This window comes from Streptomyces sp. NBC_01450 (assembly GCF_036227505.1).
In the GTDB taxonomy this organism is placed as follows: domain Bacteria; phylum Actinomycetota; class Actinomycetes; order Streptomycetales; family Streptomycetaceae; genus Streptomyces.
Genome location: NZ_CP109480.1, coordinates 4,194,433 through 4,209,274 on the forward strand (window position 1 = coordinate 4,194,433; position 14,842 = coordinate 4,209,274).

General features: G+C 65.0%; 16 protein-coding genes. 7 read left to right on the forward strand and 9 right to left on the reverse strand.

Annotation, left to right across the window (positions count from 1 at the left end):
- Positions 1-28: 28 nt before the first annotated feature.
- The 5 genes from OG568_RS18635 to OG568_RS18655 form a co-directional block, all read right to left on the reverse strand.
- The gene (locus OG568_RS18635; protein ID WP_267062470.1) at positions 29-412 is read right to left on the reverse strand and encodes an RRQRL motif-containing zinc-binding protein; all 384 of its coding nucleotides are present in this window, start codon (positions 410-412) and stop codon (positions 29-31) included.
- On the reverse strand, positions 412-1,377 hold the full coding sequence (locus tag OG568_RS18640) for a DUF2637 domain-containing protein (RefSeq protein ID WP_329532395.1): 966 nt from the start codon (positions 1,375-1,377) through the stop codon (positions 412-414). The genes OG568_RS18635 and OG568_RS18640 overlap by 1 nt, the downstream gene beginning before the upstream one ends.
- A complete protein-coding gene (locus tag OG568_RS18645; RefSeq protein WP_329532396.1) occupies positions 1,374-2,027 on the reverse strand; it encodes a GGDEF domain-containing protein in 654 nt (217 codons plus the stop codon). The genes OG568_RS18640 and OG568_RS18645 overlap by 4 nt, the downstream gene beginning before the upstream one ends.
- The gene (locus OG568_RS18650) at positions 2,024-2,314 is read right to left on the reverse strand and encodes a hypothetical protein (protein WP_329532397.1); all 291 of its coding nucleotides are present in this window, start codon (positions 2,312-2,314) and stop codon (positions 2,024-2,026) included. Before OG568_RS18650 ends, OG568_RS18645 begins: the two co-directional genes overlap by 4 nt.
- 168 nt (positions 2,315-2,482) lie before the next feature.
- On the reverse strand, positions 2,483-2,647 hold the full coding sequence (locus tag OG568_RS18655; RefSeq protein ID WP_329532398.1) for a hypothetical protein: 165 nt from the start codon (positions 2,645-2,647) through the stop codon (positions 2,483-2,485).
- Positions 2,648-3,110: 463 nt separating this feature from the next.
- Here OG568_RS18655 and OG568_RS18660 point away from each other — a divergent pair, with 463 nt between their 5' ends.
- On the forward strand, positions 3,111-3,878 hold the full coding sequence (locus OG568_RS18660; protein WP_329536384.1) for a helix-turn-helix domain-containing protein: 768 nt from the start codon (positions 3,111-3,113) through the stop codon (positions 3,876-3,878).
- Entirely contained in the window at positions 3,878-4,351 is a 474-nt protein-coding gene (locus OG568_RS18665) for an NUDIX domain-containing protein (RefSeq protein ID WP_329532399.1), read from the forward strand. Before OG568_RS18660 ends, OG568_RS18665 begins: the two co-directional genes overlap by 1 nt.
- On the opposite strand, the gene OG568_RS18670 is transcribed toward OG568_RS18665, so the two are convergent.
- Both OG568_RS18670 and OG568_RS18675 read right to left on the reverse strand, forming a co-directional pair.
- Positions 4,339-4,908 carry an HD domain-containing protein gene (locus OG568_RS18670; RefSeq protein WP_329532400.1) on the reverse strand — a complete coding sequence of 190 codons (570 nt, stop codon included), beginning with the start codon at positions 4,906-4,908 and terminating at the stop codon, positions 4,339-4,341. The genes OG568_RS18665 and OG568_RS18670 overlap by 13 nt on opposite strands.
- An 11-nt stretch (positions 4,909-4,919) precedes the next feature.
- Positions 4,920-5,366, reverse strand: coding sequence for a GntR family transcriptional regulator (locus tag OG568_RS18675; RefSeq protein WP_329532401.1), 447 nt, complete (start codon positions 5,364-5,366; stop codon positions 4,920-4,922).
- Positions 5,367-5,554: 188 nt separating this feature from the next.
- Between OG568_RS18675 and OG568_RS18680 the strand changes: the two genes are divergently transcribed.
- On the forward strand, positions 5,555-6,304 hold the full coding sequence (locus tag OG568_RS18680; protein ID WP_329532402.1) for a hypothetical protein: 750 nt from the start codon (positions 5,555-5,557) through the stop codon (positions 6,302-6,304).
- Positions 6,301-7,905, forward strand: coding sequence for an ORC-CDC6 family AAA ATPase (locus OG568_RS18685; RefSeq protein ID WP_329532403.1), 1,605 nt, complete (start codon positions 6,301-6,303; stop codon positions 7,903-7,905). The genes OG568_RS18680 and OG568_RS18685 overlap by 4 nt, the downstream gene beginning before the upstream one ends.
- Before the next feature lie 126 nt (positions 7,906-8,031).
- Here OG568_RS18685 and OG568_RS18690 read toward each other — a convergent pair whose 3' ends face one another.
- Entirely contained in the window at positions 8,032-9,702 is a 1,671-nt protein-coding gene (locus tag OG568_RS18690) for an HNH endonuclease signature motif containing protein (RefSeq protein ID WP_329532404.1), read from the reverse strand.
- Positions 9,703-10,138: 436 nt separating this feature from the next.
- Here OG568_RS18690 and OG568_RS18695 point away from each other — a divergent pair, with 436 nt between their 5' ends.
- Positions 10,139-11,149, forward strand: coding sequence for a DUF6215 domain-containing protein (locus OG568_RS18695; protein WP_329532405.1), 1,011 nt, complete (start codon positions 10,139-10,141; stop codon positions 11,147-11,149).
- A gap of 616 nt (positions 11,150-11,765) precedes the next feature.
- Here the strand turns inward: OG568_RS18695 and OG568_RS18700 are convergent.
- Positions 11,766-12,968, reverse strand: a complete 1,203-nt coding sequence (locus tag OG568_RS18700; RefSeq protein WP_329532406.1) for an MFS transporter — start codon at positions 12,966-12,968, stop codon at positions 11,766-11,768.
- 38 nt (positions 12,969-13,006) lie between these two features.
- On the opposite strand from OG568_RS18700, the gene OG568_RS18705 reads away from it, so the two are divergent.
- Positions 13,007-13,603 carry a CGNR zinc finger domain-containing protein gene (locus OG568_RS18705; RefSeq protein ID WP_329532407.1) on the forward strand — a complete coding sequence of 199 codons (597 nt, stop codon included), beginning with the start codon at positions 13,007-13,009 and terminating at the stop codon, positions 13,601-13,603.
- A gap of 382 nt (positions 13,604-13,985) precedes the next feature.
- The gene (locus OG568_RS18710; RefSeq protein ID WP_329532408.1) at positions 13,986-14,819 is read left to right on the forward strand and encodes a hypothetical protein; all 834 of its coding nucleotides are present in this window, start codon (positions 13,986-13,988) and stop codon (positions 14,817-14,819) included.
- Positions 14,820-14,842 lie beyond the last annotated feature (23 nt).

Below are 14,842 nucleotides of genomic sequence, written 5' to 3' on the forward strand. Positions count from 1 at the left end.
GCGGAACTCCTCGGAGTGGTCGGGGTGTTCAGGCGGCGCACTGTTCGTCGTCGGGGTAAGCGCAGGGCACGCACATGCCGAGCGAGCCGGGGATCACGTATCCGGCATCCGCCCGGCAGACCGGGCAGGTGCGGCGAGCGAGCATCGCCTTCGCGAGCGCGCGCCACTTGGCCGCGGTCATGGGCCGGACGGGCTTGGCGCGGTCGATGCGGTAGAGGTAGGCGGTCAGCGGGCCGCGCCGGTACCGCGGGCGCAGGACCTGCGCCGCGATCGGCTGGCCGCCCGGGCGTAAGCCCCGGGCGCGCAGTTGGCGGCGGGTGGCGAGTCCCTTGGGGGCGTAGCGCCACGGGTAGGTGGGGATGCCGAACTGACTGCCTGAGGGGTCGTAGCACTTGCCGAACGACCCCGGCATCACGGAACGACGTGCAGCGCGGGGGCTTGGGCACGCTCGGCTTTCAGCGCGTCCCGCAGGCTGCGGGCGTTGGTGGCCGAGCAGTGCACCGCGGCACGGATGGCCTCGGCGTTCAGCTCCCCGTCCAACCACTGAGCGGTGGCCGCGCGAGCCTCGATGAGCAACTCGTCGAAGGTGCGCTGCGCCTTGCCCACAGCCTTCGCGTTGGGACGGCGGCGCGAGCGCGGCTTGGGCGCGGGCGGTTGTGCCGGCGCATTGTGCTCGGGGGGCGGTGCGGAGGTGTCCTGCTCGGTGGCGGGGGCGAGGTCGCCCATGCGCAGCATCACGCGCTCACGCCGCGGTGTCTTCGACCGCCATCGCCAACCGTGCTGCTCGCGGAGCTCCGCGCGAGCCAACTGGCGTTCCTTCTCCAGCACCAGGGCCGCGCTGTAGGAGGTGACTTCCCACAGCGTCATGCGGCGCCACAGCGCGAACGTGGAGGGGAAGGCGAGCAGCCAGCGGGAGAACCGGATCTTCTCCATACGGCGGCCGGTGGCCGCGCCGATCCGCACGGCGTAGACGTGCGCGCCGATCTCGGAGAACACCACCCACAGCAGCGGCATCGTGCCGTGCGCGAGTTTCGCCGACAGGGAGTGTCCGGCCGCGATGTTCAGCCCGCACGTGATGAGCGTGAGCACCCAGGGCACGAACCGCACCCAGGCGAGCGCCATATCCATCCGGATCAGCAGCAGGTTGGCGACGGTGAACACCGGGATGGACACGTCGATACCCACCGGCAGCATCCACGGGGAGCGGAAGCCCCAGCTCGCCGCGGCAGCGGACACGGCGTCGAAGGAGGAGATCAGGCCCAGCGCGCCGACCGCGGCGGCGGCGAGCGCGCCGACTCCGGCGAGCCCCAGCTCCGGACGCGTCAACGGCGGAACCCCGGGCGCGGGCGCCTCGGAGGCGGGAGTCGTGATGGTCATGCTGCGACCTCCGTCCCGCCGTGCGTACCGGAACGACCGGCCCGACGACCGTGGATGGTCGGGCACTCGGGCTCCAGGCTCAGCGCGTTCGACCAGGGCGCCTCACAGCGCTTGGCCCGGTACATCTGCTCATCCGCGAGCCGCAGCAGCTCCGACAACGCCACCAGGTCGGTACGCGGATCGGCGCCGACGGCACCGATGGAGGCACTGACGTCCAGGACCCGATCCGCCGTCTCCACGGGCTGTTCCAGCGTCTCGGAGAGCCGGTTGAGGGTGTTGGTCAGATGTGCGTGGCTGGAGACCGGGGCGAGGGCGGCGAACTCATCCCCGCCGAGGCGTCCCACCACCGCGGAGTGGTCGACCGCCCACGCTGCGAGCCGCTCGCCGGTCACACGGATGACCGCATCCCCGGCAGCATGGCCGTGGGTGTCGTTGATCTCCTTGAACCTGTTGAGGTCGACCAGGCAGACCGCGACCGGCCGCAAACGCAGACGGCGCTCCGCACGCTCGGTGAAAGCATCCCGCGTCCACAGACCGGTCAGCGGGTCACGACGCGCGCTCTCGATACGGCGGGTCAGCCGCAGCACGTGCAGGGACCATCCGGCCGCAATCGGCACACCGGCCGCGGCGGCGAGTAGCAGCTCGCTCATGCCGCCACCCCCTTGCGTGCCGGGCGACGGCGGCGGGCGGGGCGGGACAGCGGGACCACGTCGAACAGGTCCGGGTTCTCCTCGATGACCACCGCGGCCATGCGGATCAGGTCGTCGGGGAGGTTCGGACTCTCGGCGAGGATGTCGCGCGCCGCGTCCTCGCGGGCCGCGCGCTCTTCGTCCGTCTCGCCCTCGACCCCAAGCCATAGCTCAACCGGGGTGCCGAGCGCCAGCTCCGCGAAGTCTTCGGGGGAAACGGCCTGCTGGCGGCCGATGTACGTACGCATAGGGATCTCCTGACACCGAAGGGATGCCGGGACGGTCGCGGTCTTTTGGCGAGAGGCGACCGCCCCGGATGTGAACCCCAGGCCGCGAGCGCGGCGGGGGTGAGTGCCCCGGGGCGGATTCGATCCGCCACCGTCGCGGCGGGGCCGAGGCGATGTTCGTGCGGCGATCTACTCGTCGTCGGCGTTCTCGGTGCTGGCACCGGCGCCCATGACCACGTCGCCGTGGACGATGCCACCGGACACGGCCACCTGGTCCCCCAGGACCACGGAGCCGCCGAACGTGATGTTGCTGTCGCCGAAGTTGAAGACGGCGCCGCTCTTGCTGTCGCTCATGTGCTTCTCCTTTGTGCCTTGCGGACTTCCGCAGCAAGCTGCGGTGGATGAGTGGTCTCTTTCGGGGACGCGGCTGCCGGTTCAAGGAACAGCTCGCTAGGGCCCCGTTGTAGGCAGAGACCTGACCTTTCGGTCTGCCATCCGGACTGCCAAGGGATCGCCTGAAACAGACGACTGTCCGGTGCCCTCCCCCCGTCCAACGCGGGGCTCCTGGTCGTGCGCTCGCTCGGTTCACTGACGCGACCCGAGCAAGAGGAACATGTATTACGTGTTCCTCATCTTGCAGAGAGAGGTTCGCCCCGTCAAGCCCTTCGGCTGTTTGAGGTCTGCGGGCCTCTCGCGCTCGATGTACCTACAGACTGGCGTCGGCAGCGACGACGATCGACTTCGCGGATGTACGGCTCAGGTCGTTCTTAGCTACCGTGAAGTCGAACCAAGTCGTCCCAAGAAGTCGGAGGTTGACGTGGCAAACGAGCGACTGCGCGGCGCGATAGTGGACTTGGGCCTGACGCTCGATGAGGTCGCCGAACGGCTCGGGGTCGCGGCCAAGACGGTCGAGCGATGGATCAACGAACCTGAGCGCAAGCCATATCGCCGCTTCCAGTTCGCAACGGCATCGCTGTTGAGGTGCGAGGTGTCGTACCTGTGGCCGGACGAGCGCACCTCAGCTGAGGTCGCGGCCGCCGGCAACGCGGAGTTGGTCAGGCTCTATCCACACCGGTCCGTCGTGATGCAAACCCTCTGGACGAACCTCTACTCCAAGGCGACCCGTCAGTTTGACCTGTTGGTGTACTCCGGGTTCTGGCTCACGGAAGACGCGTCGTTCCACCGCATCGTGAAAGAGAAGTCAGCCGACGGAGTGCCCATCCGCTTCACCCTGGGAGATCCCACGTCGCCAGCCGTGGCAGTGCGGGGCGAGGACGAAGGGATCGGCGCGGCGATGGCAGGCAAGATCCGGAACGCCCTCATCAACTACGGCCCGCTCTTCGGTCTCCCCGGAGTGGAGTTCCGGCTGCACAGTACGACCCTCTACAACTCGATCTACCGGGCCGATGACGAGATGCTGGCGAACGGACACCTCTACGGCGTCGGCGCCTACATGGCGCCTGTGCTGCACCTGCAACGCGTGCCCGGCGGTGAACTCTTCGACGCCTACGCTGAGAGCGTTGAGAAGGTCTGGGAATCCGCCCGCCCGATCTCTTCACCTGCCGATTGGGAAGGCACTGTCTGATGAGCCGTATCGACTACTTCCGCGACCCGAACGCCCCTCAGGCCAACTCGGTGGTGCCCTCGGTCACCGCGGTCGTCCGAGACGACGGGGGGCGGTTGCTGCTCATCCACAAGACGGACAACGATCTGTGGGCACTGCCGGGCGGTGGCCACGACATCGGCGAGCGCATCGGTGACACCGTCGTCCGTGAGGTCGCGGAAGAGACCGGCATTGACGTTGAGGTAGACAGCATCGTGGGGCTCTACACCGACCCCGAACACGTGCTGGCGTACGACGACGGAGAGGTCCGGCAACAGTTCTCCATCTGCTTCCGAGCCCACCCCATCGGGGGTTCCTTGCGTACGAGCAGCGAGTCAAAAGAGGTCCGCTGGGTTAACCCAGCGGACCTTGACGGATTGGACATCCACCCGTCGATGATGCTGCGCATCCGCCACGGTCTCGACGACTCGCAGCGAGAGCCCTACATCGGCTGATCGTCGGCAGAGACCTCCGCCAAGCGGCCCTCAACACGCTTCGCCGCTGCATGGATCTCGGGGGCCGCGCGCTGAATGAACCGCCCGACGACCGTGTCCGGACCGTACCGCTGCACGATCTCGTCCAGCCGCTCAGCCGACGTGGTCTGCGTCCCGTCGGGTGTCGTCGTCATGTCGCAGTACAGCAGGGCGTCAACCAGGTCCGGCCGCTCAAGCTCGAACTCCCCCTCAAGCTCCTGCCTCAGTCCGCGCTCCTCGGCTTCCAGCAGGGCGCAAGAGTGGTGAGCCACGAGACGAACGACCCGCTCGTCTGCCTTTTCCTGGTCTCGGAGGAACCGCGCGCCGTCCAGCGGGTGAAAGCCGGTGGTCGCGATCGCCGGCGAGTACCCGATGTCATGCAGCACCGCGGCGGCTTCCAGCAACACGGCATCGTCGCCCACGATCGGGCCCAAGGAGCGAGCGCGCTTGGCGACCCCCAGCGAATGCGCCCACCGGCGCGGGAGCGGATCGGACAGCAGCGATTCGGAGAGCGAGTACGCCCACTCAGTCAGTCCCATGGCGGCCAAGACTACGGCCGGACGGTGGGCGTCGGGAGAGCGCGCACGGTTCGCCCCTTGCCGTGAACGGTGGCGAGCAGGCCGTTTCCCTCCATCTGGCCAAGGACACGGCGCACGGCCGTACGGGAGGCCCCGAACCTTTCACACAGCTTCGATTCGGATGGGTAGGTGTCGCCCACTGAGAGCGCGTCCTCTGCGATCACATCAGTCATCCGCTCGACAAGAGACCGACGATCGCCACCCCGAACGACGCGCCACCCGATCCCGGGAGCCGACTCAACAAGACCCTCGGCTTCGAGAATCTTGAGAGCGCGACGGATCGTGTTCCGGCCGACGCTGTGCGAGCGCATCAGGTCAGCCTCCGAGGGCAACGTGTCGACGCCCTCTCCCTCTTCGATCTCGTTTCGCAGCGCCTCCGCAATGACCAGGTAGGTTCCGCGCGGACTGGCCTCTGGCACTTCCGCTCCTCTCGCGTCGCTCTATCGCTTGATGCCAAGGGTCGCACGGTCGCGGAACGACAGGGAGAGGTCTCTGCGTCAGCCGGTCTGGTCCTCGATCGGACCGGCCTCGCCCGCACTTCGTGTAGAGCTCGATCTACGACTCCAATAGCGACGACAGACAGTGATTGCAGTGCTACATTAAGACTATGTCGCAGCGAAGCGCCGAAAATGCTTCGAGTGTTGAAAAAATGATGCTCAAGCTACACAAGTCCTGCATGGACCATATCGAGCAATCAACGGGATCCAATGAACTCGAAATAAATCGAGTCTTGCACCTTGAGGCCGATCTGGCCGCTTGGCTCGAAGCCTTGAAATCAAAGCCAGAGGCCCAACAGTTTCAATCGGCTCATCGCGACTTCGGACTTGCCTTCTACGCCGCGATGAGCGGCCTCTATCGGCAGGCTTTCTCCACTCTAAGGTCATTCCTTGAAGTGACGATAGGCGCTACCTACCTGAGTTCCCATGAATTCAAACGCCGCCAATGGGTAAGCGGAAAGCTCGACATAAGCTGGAAGGCAATTACCTCAACCGAGAGTGGACTCTACTCCAGCCCGTTCCTCGAGGAATTTTGCCCGGAAGCGATAGGCGAGCAAAACGAGATGCTTGACAATCTCAAACAGGCATATCGACGATGCTCTGAGTACATCCACGGTAACGTCTCAACTTCCCAGATGCTCCCCTCCGAAATCTCTTACCGAGAAGACATCACGAAGGAATGGCTATCGGTTGCTGAATCTGCTCTCAGCGCGACGATGCATTGCTTTGTCGTCAGGTACTACAAGGATCTCTCTCAATCTTCAAAAAGCATCGTCGAAGGTTCCCTTGAGGATCACTTCTCTCATCTTGTATCCGTCAGGCAACTGCTAGGTCTTCCGTTGGAGGAGACGCGCTCGTGAGTAAGAACGAACTGCACTTTCGGACGGAAGACCTCACTCTGGAGGACGTCGGCAAGTTCTTTGTCGAAACGGAGTTTGATCGCCAGACGATCGACGTCTTGAAGAGCAAAAAGACCGTCGTACTACAAGGTGCGCGCGGTGTCGGCAAGTCCTTCTTGCTGAAAGTAGCACAGAAGGAGATGGACGAGGAGTTCTCTAAATCAAAGACGCTCGCCGTTTACGTTACATTCAATAAGGCCGGGCTGCTTCAGACGTCAGACCCAGAACGGTTCAAGCATTGGATGCTTGCCAAGATCTGTAACAGGATCATTCGCGAGGCGCGCAAGAAGGGAGCTTTGCAGAACAAGAGCAGTGTATTCGCAACACTCTCCAATGGGGCAGATGACGAAGCTATTGCTTCAAGACTTGAGACCCTTTGGACCAGCCTGGAGGACGCTTGGAAGAACGACTCGGCACCTCTTGAGGCAGACTCCGGTATCGACCCGGAGATGATTAAAGATGCCGTCGAAGACCTGTGCGATCAGGCCAGCGTGGGAAGGATCGTGCTACTCATCGACGAAGCAGCACATGTGTTCATCCCTGAGCAGCAACGACAGTTCTTCACGGTAATGCGCGATCTGCGCAGCCCATACCTTTCGGTAAAAGCTGCGGTTTACCCCGGCGTCACCTACTTCGGCGACTCATTCCAAATGAGTCATGACGCCGAATTGATCAACGTTAATCGCAACATCCTCGATCCCGGCTACCTCGCCTCGATGCGCGAGATTGTGATTCGCCAGGATCCGGAACTAGAAAAGGCTATCAGTCGCCATGGGGCAGTATTCGACGCACTGGCGTTTGCCTCCAGCGGAAACCCGCGGACTCTACTGAAGACCGTATCTGCCGCTTCGCCCCTGAACACGAATAACGCCCAGCGTGTCATGAAAGAGTACTACCGAGACACCATTTGGGGTGAGCACTCGGCTCTGGCCGATCGCTACGTTGGCCACCGCGCGGTGATCTATTGGGGGCGCGAATTCCTTCAGCAAGAAGTCATTTCAAAGCTACACAAAGGGTCACGGCAGGCCGGAGATGCCGACAAGCGTGTATTCTTGTGGATCCATCGTGACGCCCCCGCTGCAGTGAAAGAGGCTCTGCGCCTTCTTTGCTACAGCGGAATTCTGCACGAAGGCGGGACCTGGGTGGTCGCAACGCGTGGCCTAACCGGGACTCGATACATGCTGAATATCGGGACACGGACCGCGCCCGACGCTGACCCCGTCTCCGCCACAAATCGACTGAGGGGCTCCATTTCAATTAGGCGCTTTGTCGAATTTGGGGCCAACCACGAAGTCTACGAGAGCATCGCAAAACTCGACGTCGAAAAGATGGACGAGGTACAGCAGGAGTTCATCAAGTCACAGCTTGATCGAAGCGTTGATCTGTTGGATCTGACTGCTTTCGCACGGAGAAAATGCAAAGAGCTCGGGTTCGACACTGTCGGGAAGATCCTGGCAGCGTCTGAGACTGATCTCCAGGAAGCCAAATACGTCGGTAGCGTGAGATCACGTCGAGTTATGAATATCGCCACCGCAGCGGTGATGGAATACCTCTCCGGTTGACGTGGGACATTGCCGGCTCTGCGTGATCAAGCCACGGCCCCTGTCCACTGAGAGGAGCCGTGGCTTGGCCACATGGGCCCGTAGGTCGCGCAGTTCAAAGCCCGGGCGATGTGTCCGCCCGCGTCGCTAACCGAGAGCTTCCGCATGTAGCCGGCGGGCAGTAACTGCGAGTACCCGTCGAAGCTTGTCCCTATTGGCACCGTAGGTCTTCAGCGCGTGGCAGTTGGGACACAGCGCGATCATGTTCGAAGGTAGGTCAGCCCCACCCTTGGCAAGGTCTTGTACGTGGTCCACCTGCAAGATCGGCTCTCCCGCGGTGGTGCGTTCTTTGGGGTGGCCGGCGCATTGGGGACTTTCGCAGTTGCCTCCGCTACGTCGTACGACTGCTGCTCTGGCGCTTGGGTCACGGAAGAAGCGGTCCACGAGGGAAGGCTTCTTGGCCTGCTCCCGCCGCTCGGCGTTGGCTTCTGCGGTTTTTGCCAAACGCTTGTAGGCGTCCTCGTCGGTCTCCGTGGTGTCGCGCGCCTCGGGATCCAGGTCGCCCGGACGGTAGTTATCTGTGTCGTCGCGAAGCGCGCCGGTGTCGGCCTCGAGTGCCTCGAGCACATCCGGAGTCCAGCTCTCGCGCTCTGGGGAGGGCACAGGGACCAGAATCCAGAGAAACTCGCGGCGCCACTGGCCATCGTCTCCTACGCCCCAGCGCAACCGACGCTGAACGATGACGGCCCAGGTTTCGAAGCTGAACCGCTTCTGGAATGGCTTGTGCCAGTAGCGCAAGGGGCGACCAGCGGACTGGTACTCCGCCATGAGTTCGTTGCCATCCGTGATCCGCTGATCCCCCGAGAGGCCGTCGCCCACGTAGGCTATCCAGCCTGTGTCAGGCAGACGGCCGTCGGCATAGGGGCCCTTGTCGTCCGAGAAGGTGCTCAGAATGCCGTCGGCGAGGCAGCCAATGCCTGCCATCTTCTGTCCGCCGTAGGTGCGCCAGATGGCATCCCGGTCCTTGAAGCTCTCCCCAAGTTGTGGGCGCAGGGCATCGGCCCACCTGCCAGCGAGCAGGTCGTGAAGGCCAAAGTCTTCCAACAGGTCTGCCGGCAAGGGGTAGAAGTAGCGCAGGATGACTCCTGCTGCGGCTTCGGCGGCAACTTGGGGTTGCGAACGCAGCAGCTCGTAGTCGTCCTCGTGTAGCCCGCCCGAACGGTCGACGCGATTCAGCGAATCGAGAGTTGGGCGGCGGCCCCGACTGGTCAGGGTGAGGTCTTGGACGGGATCCACGATCCACAGGTCATCGTTCGCGAGCGCCCAAAACGGGTACATGGCGCCCTCTTTGCCGTCCTCGGCCTTGGCGTATTTCTCGAGGAGGGGTGCCAATGCATCGCGCGTGGTCGACCACGACTGCATGCGGGGTGCACCAGCTACGGCCTGACCGATCGCCCACAGAAGCAGCGCGGGACGGTGCACTGCTCGGCCACCTGCCCGACGCGCCGGCCGCACGTCCCCTACCCGCCTGAGAAACGTCTTCGGCGGCTCTACGACAGTGAAGCCCTCCCGTTTCAGCCAGGCCACTGCATGCTTGAGTCCACCGCTGAACTGCGAGGGCTTGAGGGCCTCGCCGAAGTCATACAGGTGCGCAACGCCAGCTATGGCCTTGGAGTCGTACTCCCGCCCCTCGTGAACGAGTAGGTAGGAAGCAGCCGCACGGAACCCGTAGGTGTCGAGGAACGCGTCCCGTCCGATCCGATCGTGCTCTGCAATCGCTTGGAGAATCCCCGCGCGCGTGATCTCAGCAGGTGCCATGACCGACACGGTAGATCAGGGCACTGACAGAGCCTCGCTGGTCCCTGCGCACGGTATGCGATAGAGATCAGCGCGGCACGGCGGCCCCAGGCGAAACTTCGCAGGTCAAACCTCCTTCGCTGACCTGTAGCGGCATGCCCTCCGGAGCCGTGTGCGCAGGTTCGAATCCTGCCGGGGGCACAGAAGCCGGACCAGCGTGATCAAGTCGCTGACCAGCCAAAGTGCCAGACATTGAGAGCCGGACCCAGTGCTACTGGGTCCGGCTCTCTGTCATTGCTACGCACTGGCCTTGGCTCAGCCCTTGCACCCGCTGTCGTTCCGATAGCCGATCTCGGGATCGTCGGCTTGGCGTCTCTTGCTTCGGCAGGCCCTGCACGTACCCGGAACTGTGGCTTCCATCATGGCGAATGTGATCTTGTCCTGGTGAGATCGCCGGATGCTCGGTTTCCTCCTGCGCCTCCTGCCGTTCTGGGTCCGCGAGCCCCTGCTCATCGCGGTCGGGTCTGTTCTCGGCGTACGCATCATGTATCTCGCCGTCCGCGATCACGATCGGGTCGCGGCCGGTCTCGGCGTGGTGTTCCTCGTGTTCACCGCAATACGCGTCTACGCGGTGATCCGGGCCCTGCGCGCACGCCGGAACCCGAGTCCGACAGCCTCCGCAGACGGGGCGGCGGTCGATGCTGCCCCCCAGCCCCAGCCCCAGCCCCAGGCCGGAACTGGGCCGCGTCCCAGCCCGGACACTCCGGAGAAGGAGCACAACGCATGGGGCCAGGCCGTCGCGGCCGTGGCCGTGTTCGGGGCACTCGCGGCCGCGCTGTGGGCGGCCCCACGCTTCATGCCGTCCGACGACAACGCCCCGCAGGCCGCCTCGTGTTCGGGCGGGGCACACGAGGAGCTTCCGAAGGCCTACAAGGACACGCCCCAGCCCGTGACCGGTGAAGAGCTGTGCAAGGCGCTCAACCGGCCAGACCTGGCCAAGCTCCTTGGAACGCCTGGAGAGACCGCGACCACTGCTTCCAGTACCAACAACACCGCTCCTCTGACTGATGGGAAGGTCGCCCAACCGGAGACCGAGGTCACGTTCGACACGTACACCGTGAATGTCTCGGCCACTTACAACGAGCTGACGACCGACCAGTACGTGAAGCTGATGAAGTTCGGGGATGAGAAGGACATCAAGACGCTTACGGTTCTCGGTCGGCCCGCGGTCCTCTCCTCGGATCACACCATGAAGCTCGAGATCAATCTCGGAAGTGGTGGATCCGGCGGACCGGTCGAACAAGGCCCCCTGGCCAGGACGCTGTCCGTGGCCCTGGACCGTAATGACCGAGGCGGCTACTGCGAAATCACCGTGTGGAGCACGTCCGGAGCCCTCCCGAACGACAGCGCTCTCCTCAACATCGCCGAGAAGGTTCTTCCGAGGATCCCCGAACGACCTGTCCGATGAGACGCCGAAAACATCTCGGCGAAAAGTTCGGTCCAGTCGCGCCGCCGGCGACGGCATCAGTCTTGTGCAACTTTATTACTGAGACGGCATGGCACCCGGGATGCCGACCGCGCTACTCGAAGCCACCCCGGAGGGGCGGGCGAGGTCACCGCGCTACCTCGACCGCGTGCTGCGCCACCAGAACACGTTGTACGACGCCACGGTTCCGGCAGCACTGTACGTAGCCGTGATTCTCCCAGACCCACAAACCGCGACCACGGACTCCCGCTTCGCGACTACGCTCCAGCAGTCCACATCCAGGAGATTCGCCCACTCCTGTTCCAAGCGGCCCACGCGCACACGCATGCCCCCGACTTACGTGTTCGTGAAGCCGCCGTCTCGGCCTGCATGCCGCTCCTGGACGGCCTACGACTCCGCCACCACCGCACCGCCCTGGCCCCACTCATGCGCGATGTTCTGGGCACCAGCGCACGTTGGCGGTACCGCGAACGAGCGTACCGATCCCTCGCGGTGAAGGTTGAGCGTTGTCATCGAAGGTTGGTGACCTCCAGGTTTTCTCACCGAGGGTTGAGTGATCGTTTAGGGTCGGCTGTCCGGGGTCAAGGTTCGGTCCTGGTCAACTCGACATCGCGCGGTCCTCTGACGAGTTGACGGTTGCTGACGGGATCGCGAAGAAAGTCAGTGTTGCGAGGAACGCCGCACTCGCTGCGAGTGCCAAAGCACCTGGAAGGGACCGGGTCACGACCGGTCCGGCAATCACTGCCCCCAGGGCGAATCCGGTGATTTTCAAGCTGGCGCCGGTGGTGAAGATCTGGGCGCGGAGGTGTTCTGGGGTCTCCCGGTGGCGGATGGCGAACAAGGCGGCCAGTTGGGGTCCTTCACCGATCCCCGCGATGAGTACGGCCACGATGAGCACGACGGGCTGAGGCCACGTGGCCAAGACCAACGCGGCGGCCTGGACGAGAGCACCGGCCCAGATGATCGTGTCGGGGGCGACCGAACGCGGAAACCGGGTGAGTACGGCGTTGGCGACCAGGGCGGAGATCGCCGCGCAGGAGAGCAGCGCCGCGCCGCGGCCGGCTCCGCCCAGGACGCGCTCGCCCAGGAGTGGGATGCACGCCGTCAGCATGCCCCGGGCGATGCAGGAGACGACCGAGGTGAGGGTCGCTCGGGCCAGAGGCGGCCTTCCGACGATGACCCGTATTCCGGCAGCCAGGTCGCTGACCACCGAGGTTGTCCGAGCGCCCCGCGCCCGGCCAGGACGGGCGGGCAGCATCCACGCGGCGGGCAGCGCCAAGGCGATGAGCCCCGCGGAGACCACCACGGCCGTCGGGGCTCCCATCGCCTCTGCCACGCCGCCGGCGAGAGCCGGACCGACCAGACTCGCCACGCTGAACGTCATGGCATCGAGGGTGTTCGCCCGGGGCAGGTGGTCGCCCAGCACCACACGGGGCAGTTGGGCCGTCCATCCGCCCGACAGGGCAGGTCCCAGCAGCCCTGTCACCACTGCGATCAGGATGGTGACAGCGAACGGCAGACGGCCGAGTGCCAGGAGAATCATCCCCAGCCCCGCCGCATACAGGACGAGGGCCACAGCCAGCAGGCGTCCCGGCCGTCCTGTTCTGTCGAGGAGCGTACCGAGCACCGGCCCTCCTACCGCGGCGGAGATCGTGATGCCCGCGAGCAGCGACGACGCGTCGGTAGTCGATCCGGCCAGGGCGAATCCTGTCAGCATCAGCGCCGGTCCCGACATCTCGTCCCCGGCACGAGCTGCCACTGCCCCGGCCAGATAGAGGCGGAGTGAGTAACGCTTTTTCATCGTCGAGACGTTACGGAGGTAACTCAAAACTCAGCAAGATGCGTTACATTCCACGGGTGTCCCCCAACAGCGACGACTGGTCCACCCGGCACTCCGTGCTGACGACGGCTCGGCGGACCGCCGCCCTGATCAACGCTCTCGCTGACGACTGCCCCGACCCGGCCGACGTCGCCGACGTGCTCCGCGCATACGGTGAGACAGACCCCATCGACCTCACCACCCGCGACGTCGCCGGGATGCGCGCAGCCGCCGCCCTGCTGCGGCAAGTCTTCGCCGCCGAGCACGCCGATGACGCCGCAGCCACCCTCAACCGCCTCCTGCGGGAACACACCGGACCGCTCCGTCTGACCTCGCACGGCGGCAGCACCCCCTGGCATCCCCACCTCGACCGCGACGACAACGCCCCCTGGGACGAGTGGCTCCTCGCCTCGTCCTGCATGGCCTTGACCGTCCTCGTCTGGGACCGTCAACGCCCGCCCGGCAGGATCTGCGCATCACCCACCTGCCAGAACGCCTTCATCACCCAGGGCAGCGGTCCCGAACGCCGCTACTGCTCCCGCCGATGCGCCACCCGCGAACGAGTCGCGGCCCATCGGCGCTCCCACTCCGGCGAGCAGTCGGGCGACATCAAGTAAGGCGCCCAGGATCCAACGCGTCATCGCTCAACCTGCGATGAGAATCGCTCGACATTCGCTGCGACAGATCACGTACGTACGTGGCAGTAGTCAGCGACACCGCGGTGTTCGACTTCGACCACTGACTCGCACCAGCCCGCAAGAGCGGCCACCGGTCAGGCCACGTCTCCGGTGGGGGCGCTCAGGCTCCAGGATGGACAGGGCGTCGTTGGCGAGTGCCGGCCAGGGGTGGCGCGTGCACGGGGAGCTGCCATCCCGTCCGCCATCGCCCCAGGCGAAGCCGAGCAGACGGGATGGGAGCTGGGGTACACGGTGGGTTGATGTAGCAGGCAAGGGGTGCTAGATCTGCTTCGCTCATGAAAAGCGCGTGGAGAGGTCAACGATGACAGAGCGGGCGTCGGCCACGGCGGGCAAGAAGGACGGTCCCGACCGGAAGTCGCCGGGCCGGGCGCGGCTCATGGGCGTGGCGCTGATCGTGCTGTCTTTGACAGGGGCGGTGTTGAGCTACCTGGCGTTCACGGTGTGGGTGCCGGGCCAACAGGAGCGCTACGAGCACTACCGGGCAGCCGAGTCGTGCCCCGCGCGGGCGACCGCGCAGGAGGTGGCGGCGAAGGACTGCCTCACCACCTGGCACTTCACCGTCACGAAGGCCGAGTCCACGTTCACAGGAAAGGTCACGGCCTACGAGGCGACCCTCAAGGACGAGGGCGACGACTCCTGGCAGAGGGTCGTGCGGTTCAGCGACTCCGGACCGCTCTTCGACAAGCTGCATCGGGGCGACGAGGTCACCGCGACCGGCTGGCGCCGCGACATCGTCGTCCTCAGCAAGGACGGCGTCCGCCAGAACACCTCCGACGCACCCCGCGACGAGCACCAGGGGAACGCCGCCCTGGGCGTCCTCGTCGTACTCCTCGCGGCCCAGTCGCTGCTGTTCGGCGCGGTCCGCCTGGCCAGGCCGACCGCCTACGCGCCCTTCGTCTGGGAGCCGTACGGCAGGTGGTTGGCCTTCACCGACATCTGCGTCGGCGTGGGCGTGGGAGCGGCGTCGATGTGGCTCGGCATCCCCTGGTGGACTGTGCTCGTGAGCGTGCCGGTCGTGGTGTGCGCAGTGATGGTGCGACTCCTGCGCCGGCAGCGGCGCGCGGTGGCGTCCTCGGCGAAGGTGCTCGGCCGCGATACGCTCCATCGGCACATCCAATCCGACATCGCCGACTGACATCAACGACGGTGAACGCGGGC

Bases quoted from the DNA above. Each gene is read 5' to 3' on its own strand.
- OG568_RS18635 (WP_267062470.1), bottom strand. From the start codon at position 412: ATGCCGGGGTCGTTCGGCAAGTGCTACGACCCCTCAGGCAGTCAGTTC.
- OG568_RS18640 (WP_329532395.1), bottom strand. From the start codon at position 1,377: ATGACCATCACGACTCCCGCCTCCGAGGCGCCCGCGCCCGGGGTTCCG.
- OG568_RS18645 (WP_329532396.1), bottom strand. From the start codon at position 2,027: ATGAGCGAGCTGCTACTCGCCGCCGCGGCCGGTGTGCCGATTGCGGCC.
- OG568_RS18650 (WP_329532397.1), bottom strand. From the start codon at position 2,314: ATGCGTACGTACATCGGCCGCCAGCAGGCCGTTTCCCCCGAAGACTTC.
- OG568_RS18655 (WP_329532398.1), bottom strand. From the start codon at position 2,647: ATGAGCGACAGCAAGAGCGGCGCCGTCTTCAACTTCGGCGACAGCAAC.
- OG568_RS18665 (WP_329532399.1), top strand. From the start codon at position 3,878: ATGAGCCGTATCGACTACTTCCGCGACCCGAACGCCCCTCAGGCCAAC.
- OG568_RS18670 (WP_329532400.1), bottom strand. From the start codon at position 4,908: ATGGGACTGACTGAGTGGGCGTACTCGCTCTCCGAATCGCTGCTGTCC.
- OG568_RS18680 (WP_329532402.1), top strand. From the start codon at position 5,555: ATGTCGCAGCGAAGCGCCGAAAATGCTTCGAGTGTTGAAAAAATGATG.
- OG568_RS18690 (WP_329532404.1), bottom strand. From the start codon at position 9,702: ATGGCACCTGCTGAGATCACGCGCGCGGGGATTCTCCAAGCGATTGCA.
- OG568_RS18695 (WP_329532405.1), top strand. From the start codon at position 10,139: ATGCTCGGTTTCCTCCTGCGCCTCCTGCCGTTCTGGGTCCGCGAGCCC.
- OG568_RS18700 (WP_329532406.1), bottom strand. From the start codon at position 12,968: ATGAAAAAGCGTTACTCACTCCGCCTCTATCTGGCCGGGGCAGTGGCA.
- OG568_RS18705 (WP_329532407.1), top strand. From the start codon at position 13,007: ATGCGTTACATTCCACGGGTGTCCCCCAACAGCGACGACTGGTCCACC.
- OG568_RS18710 (WP_329532408.1), top strand. From the start codon at position 13,986: ATGACAGAGCGGGCGTCGGCCACGGCGGGCAAGAAGGACGGTCCCGAC.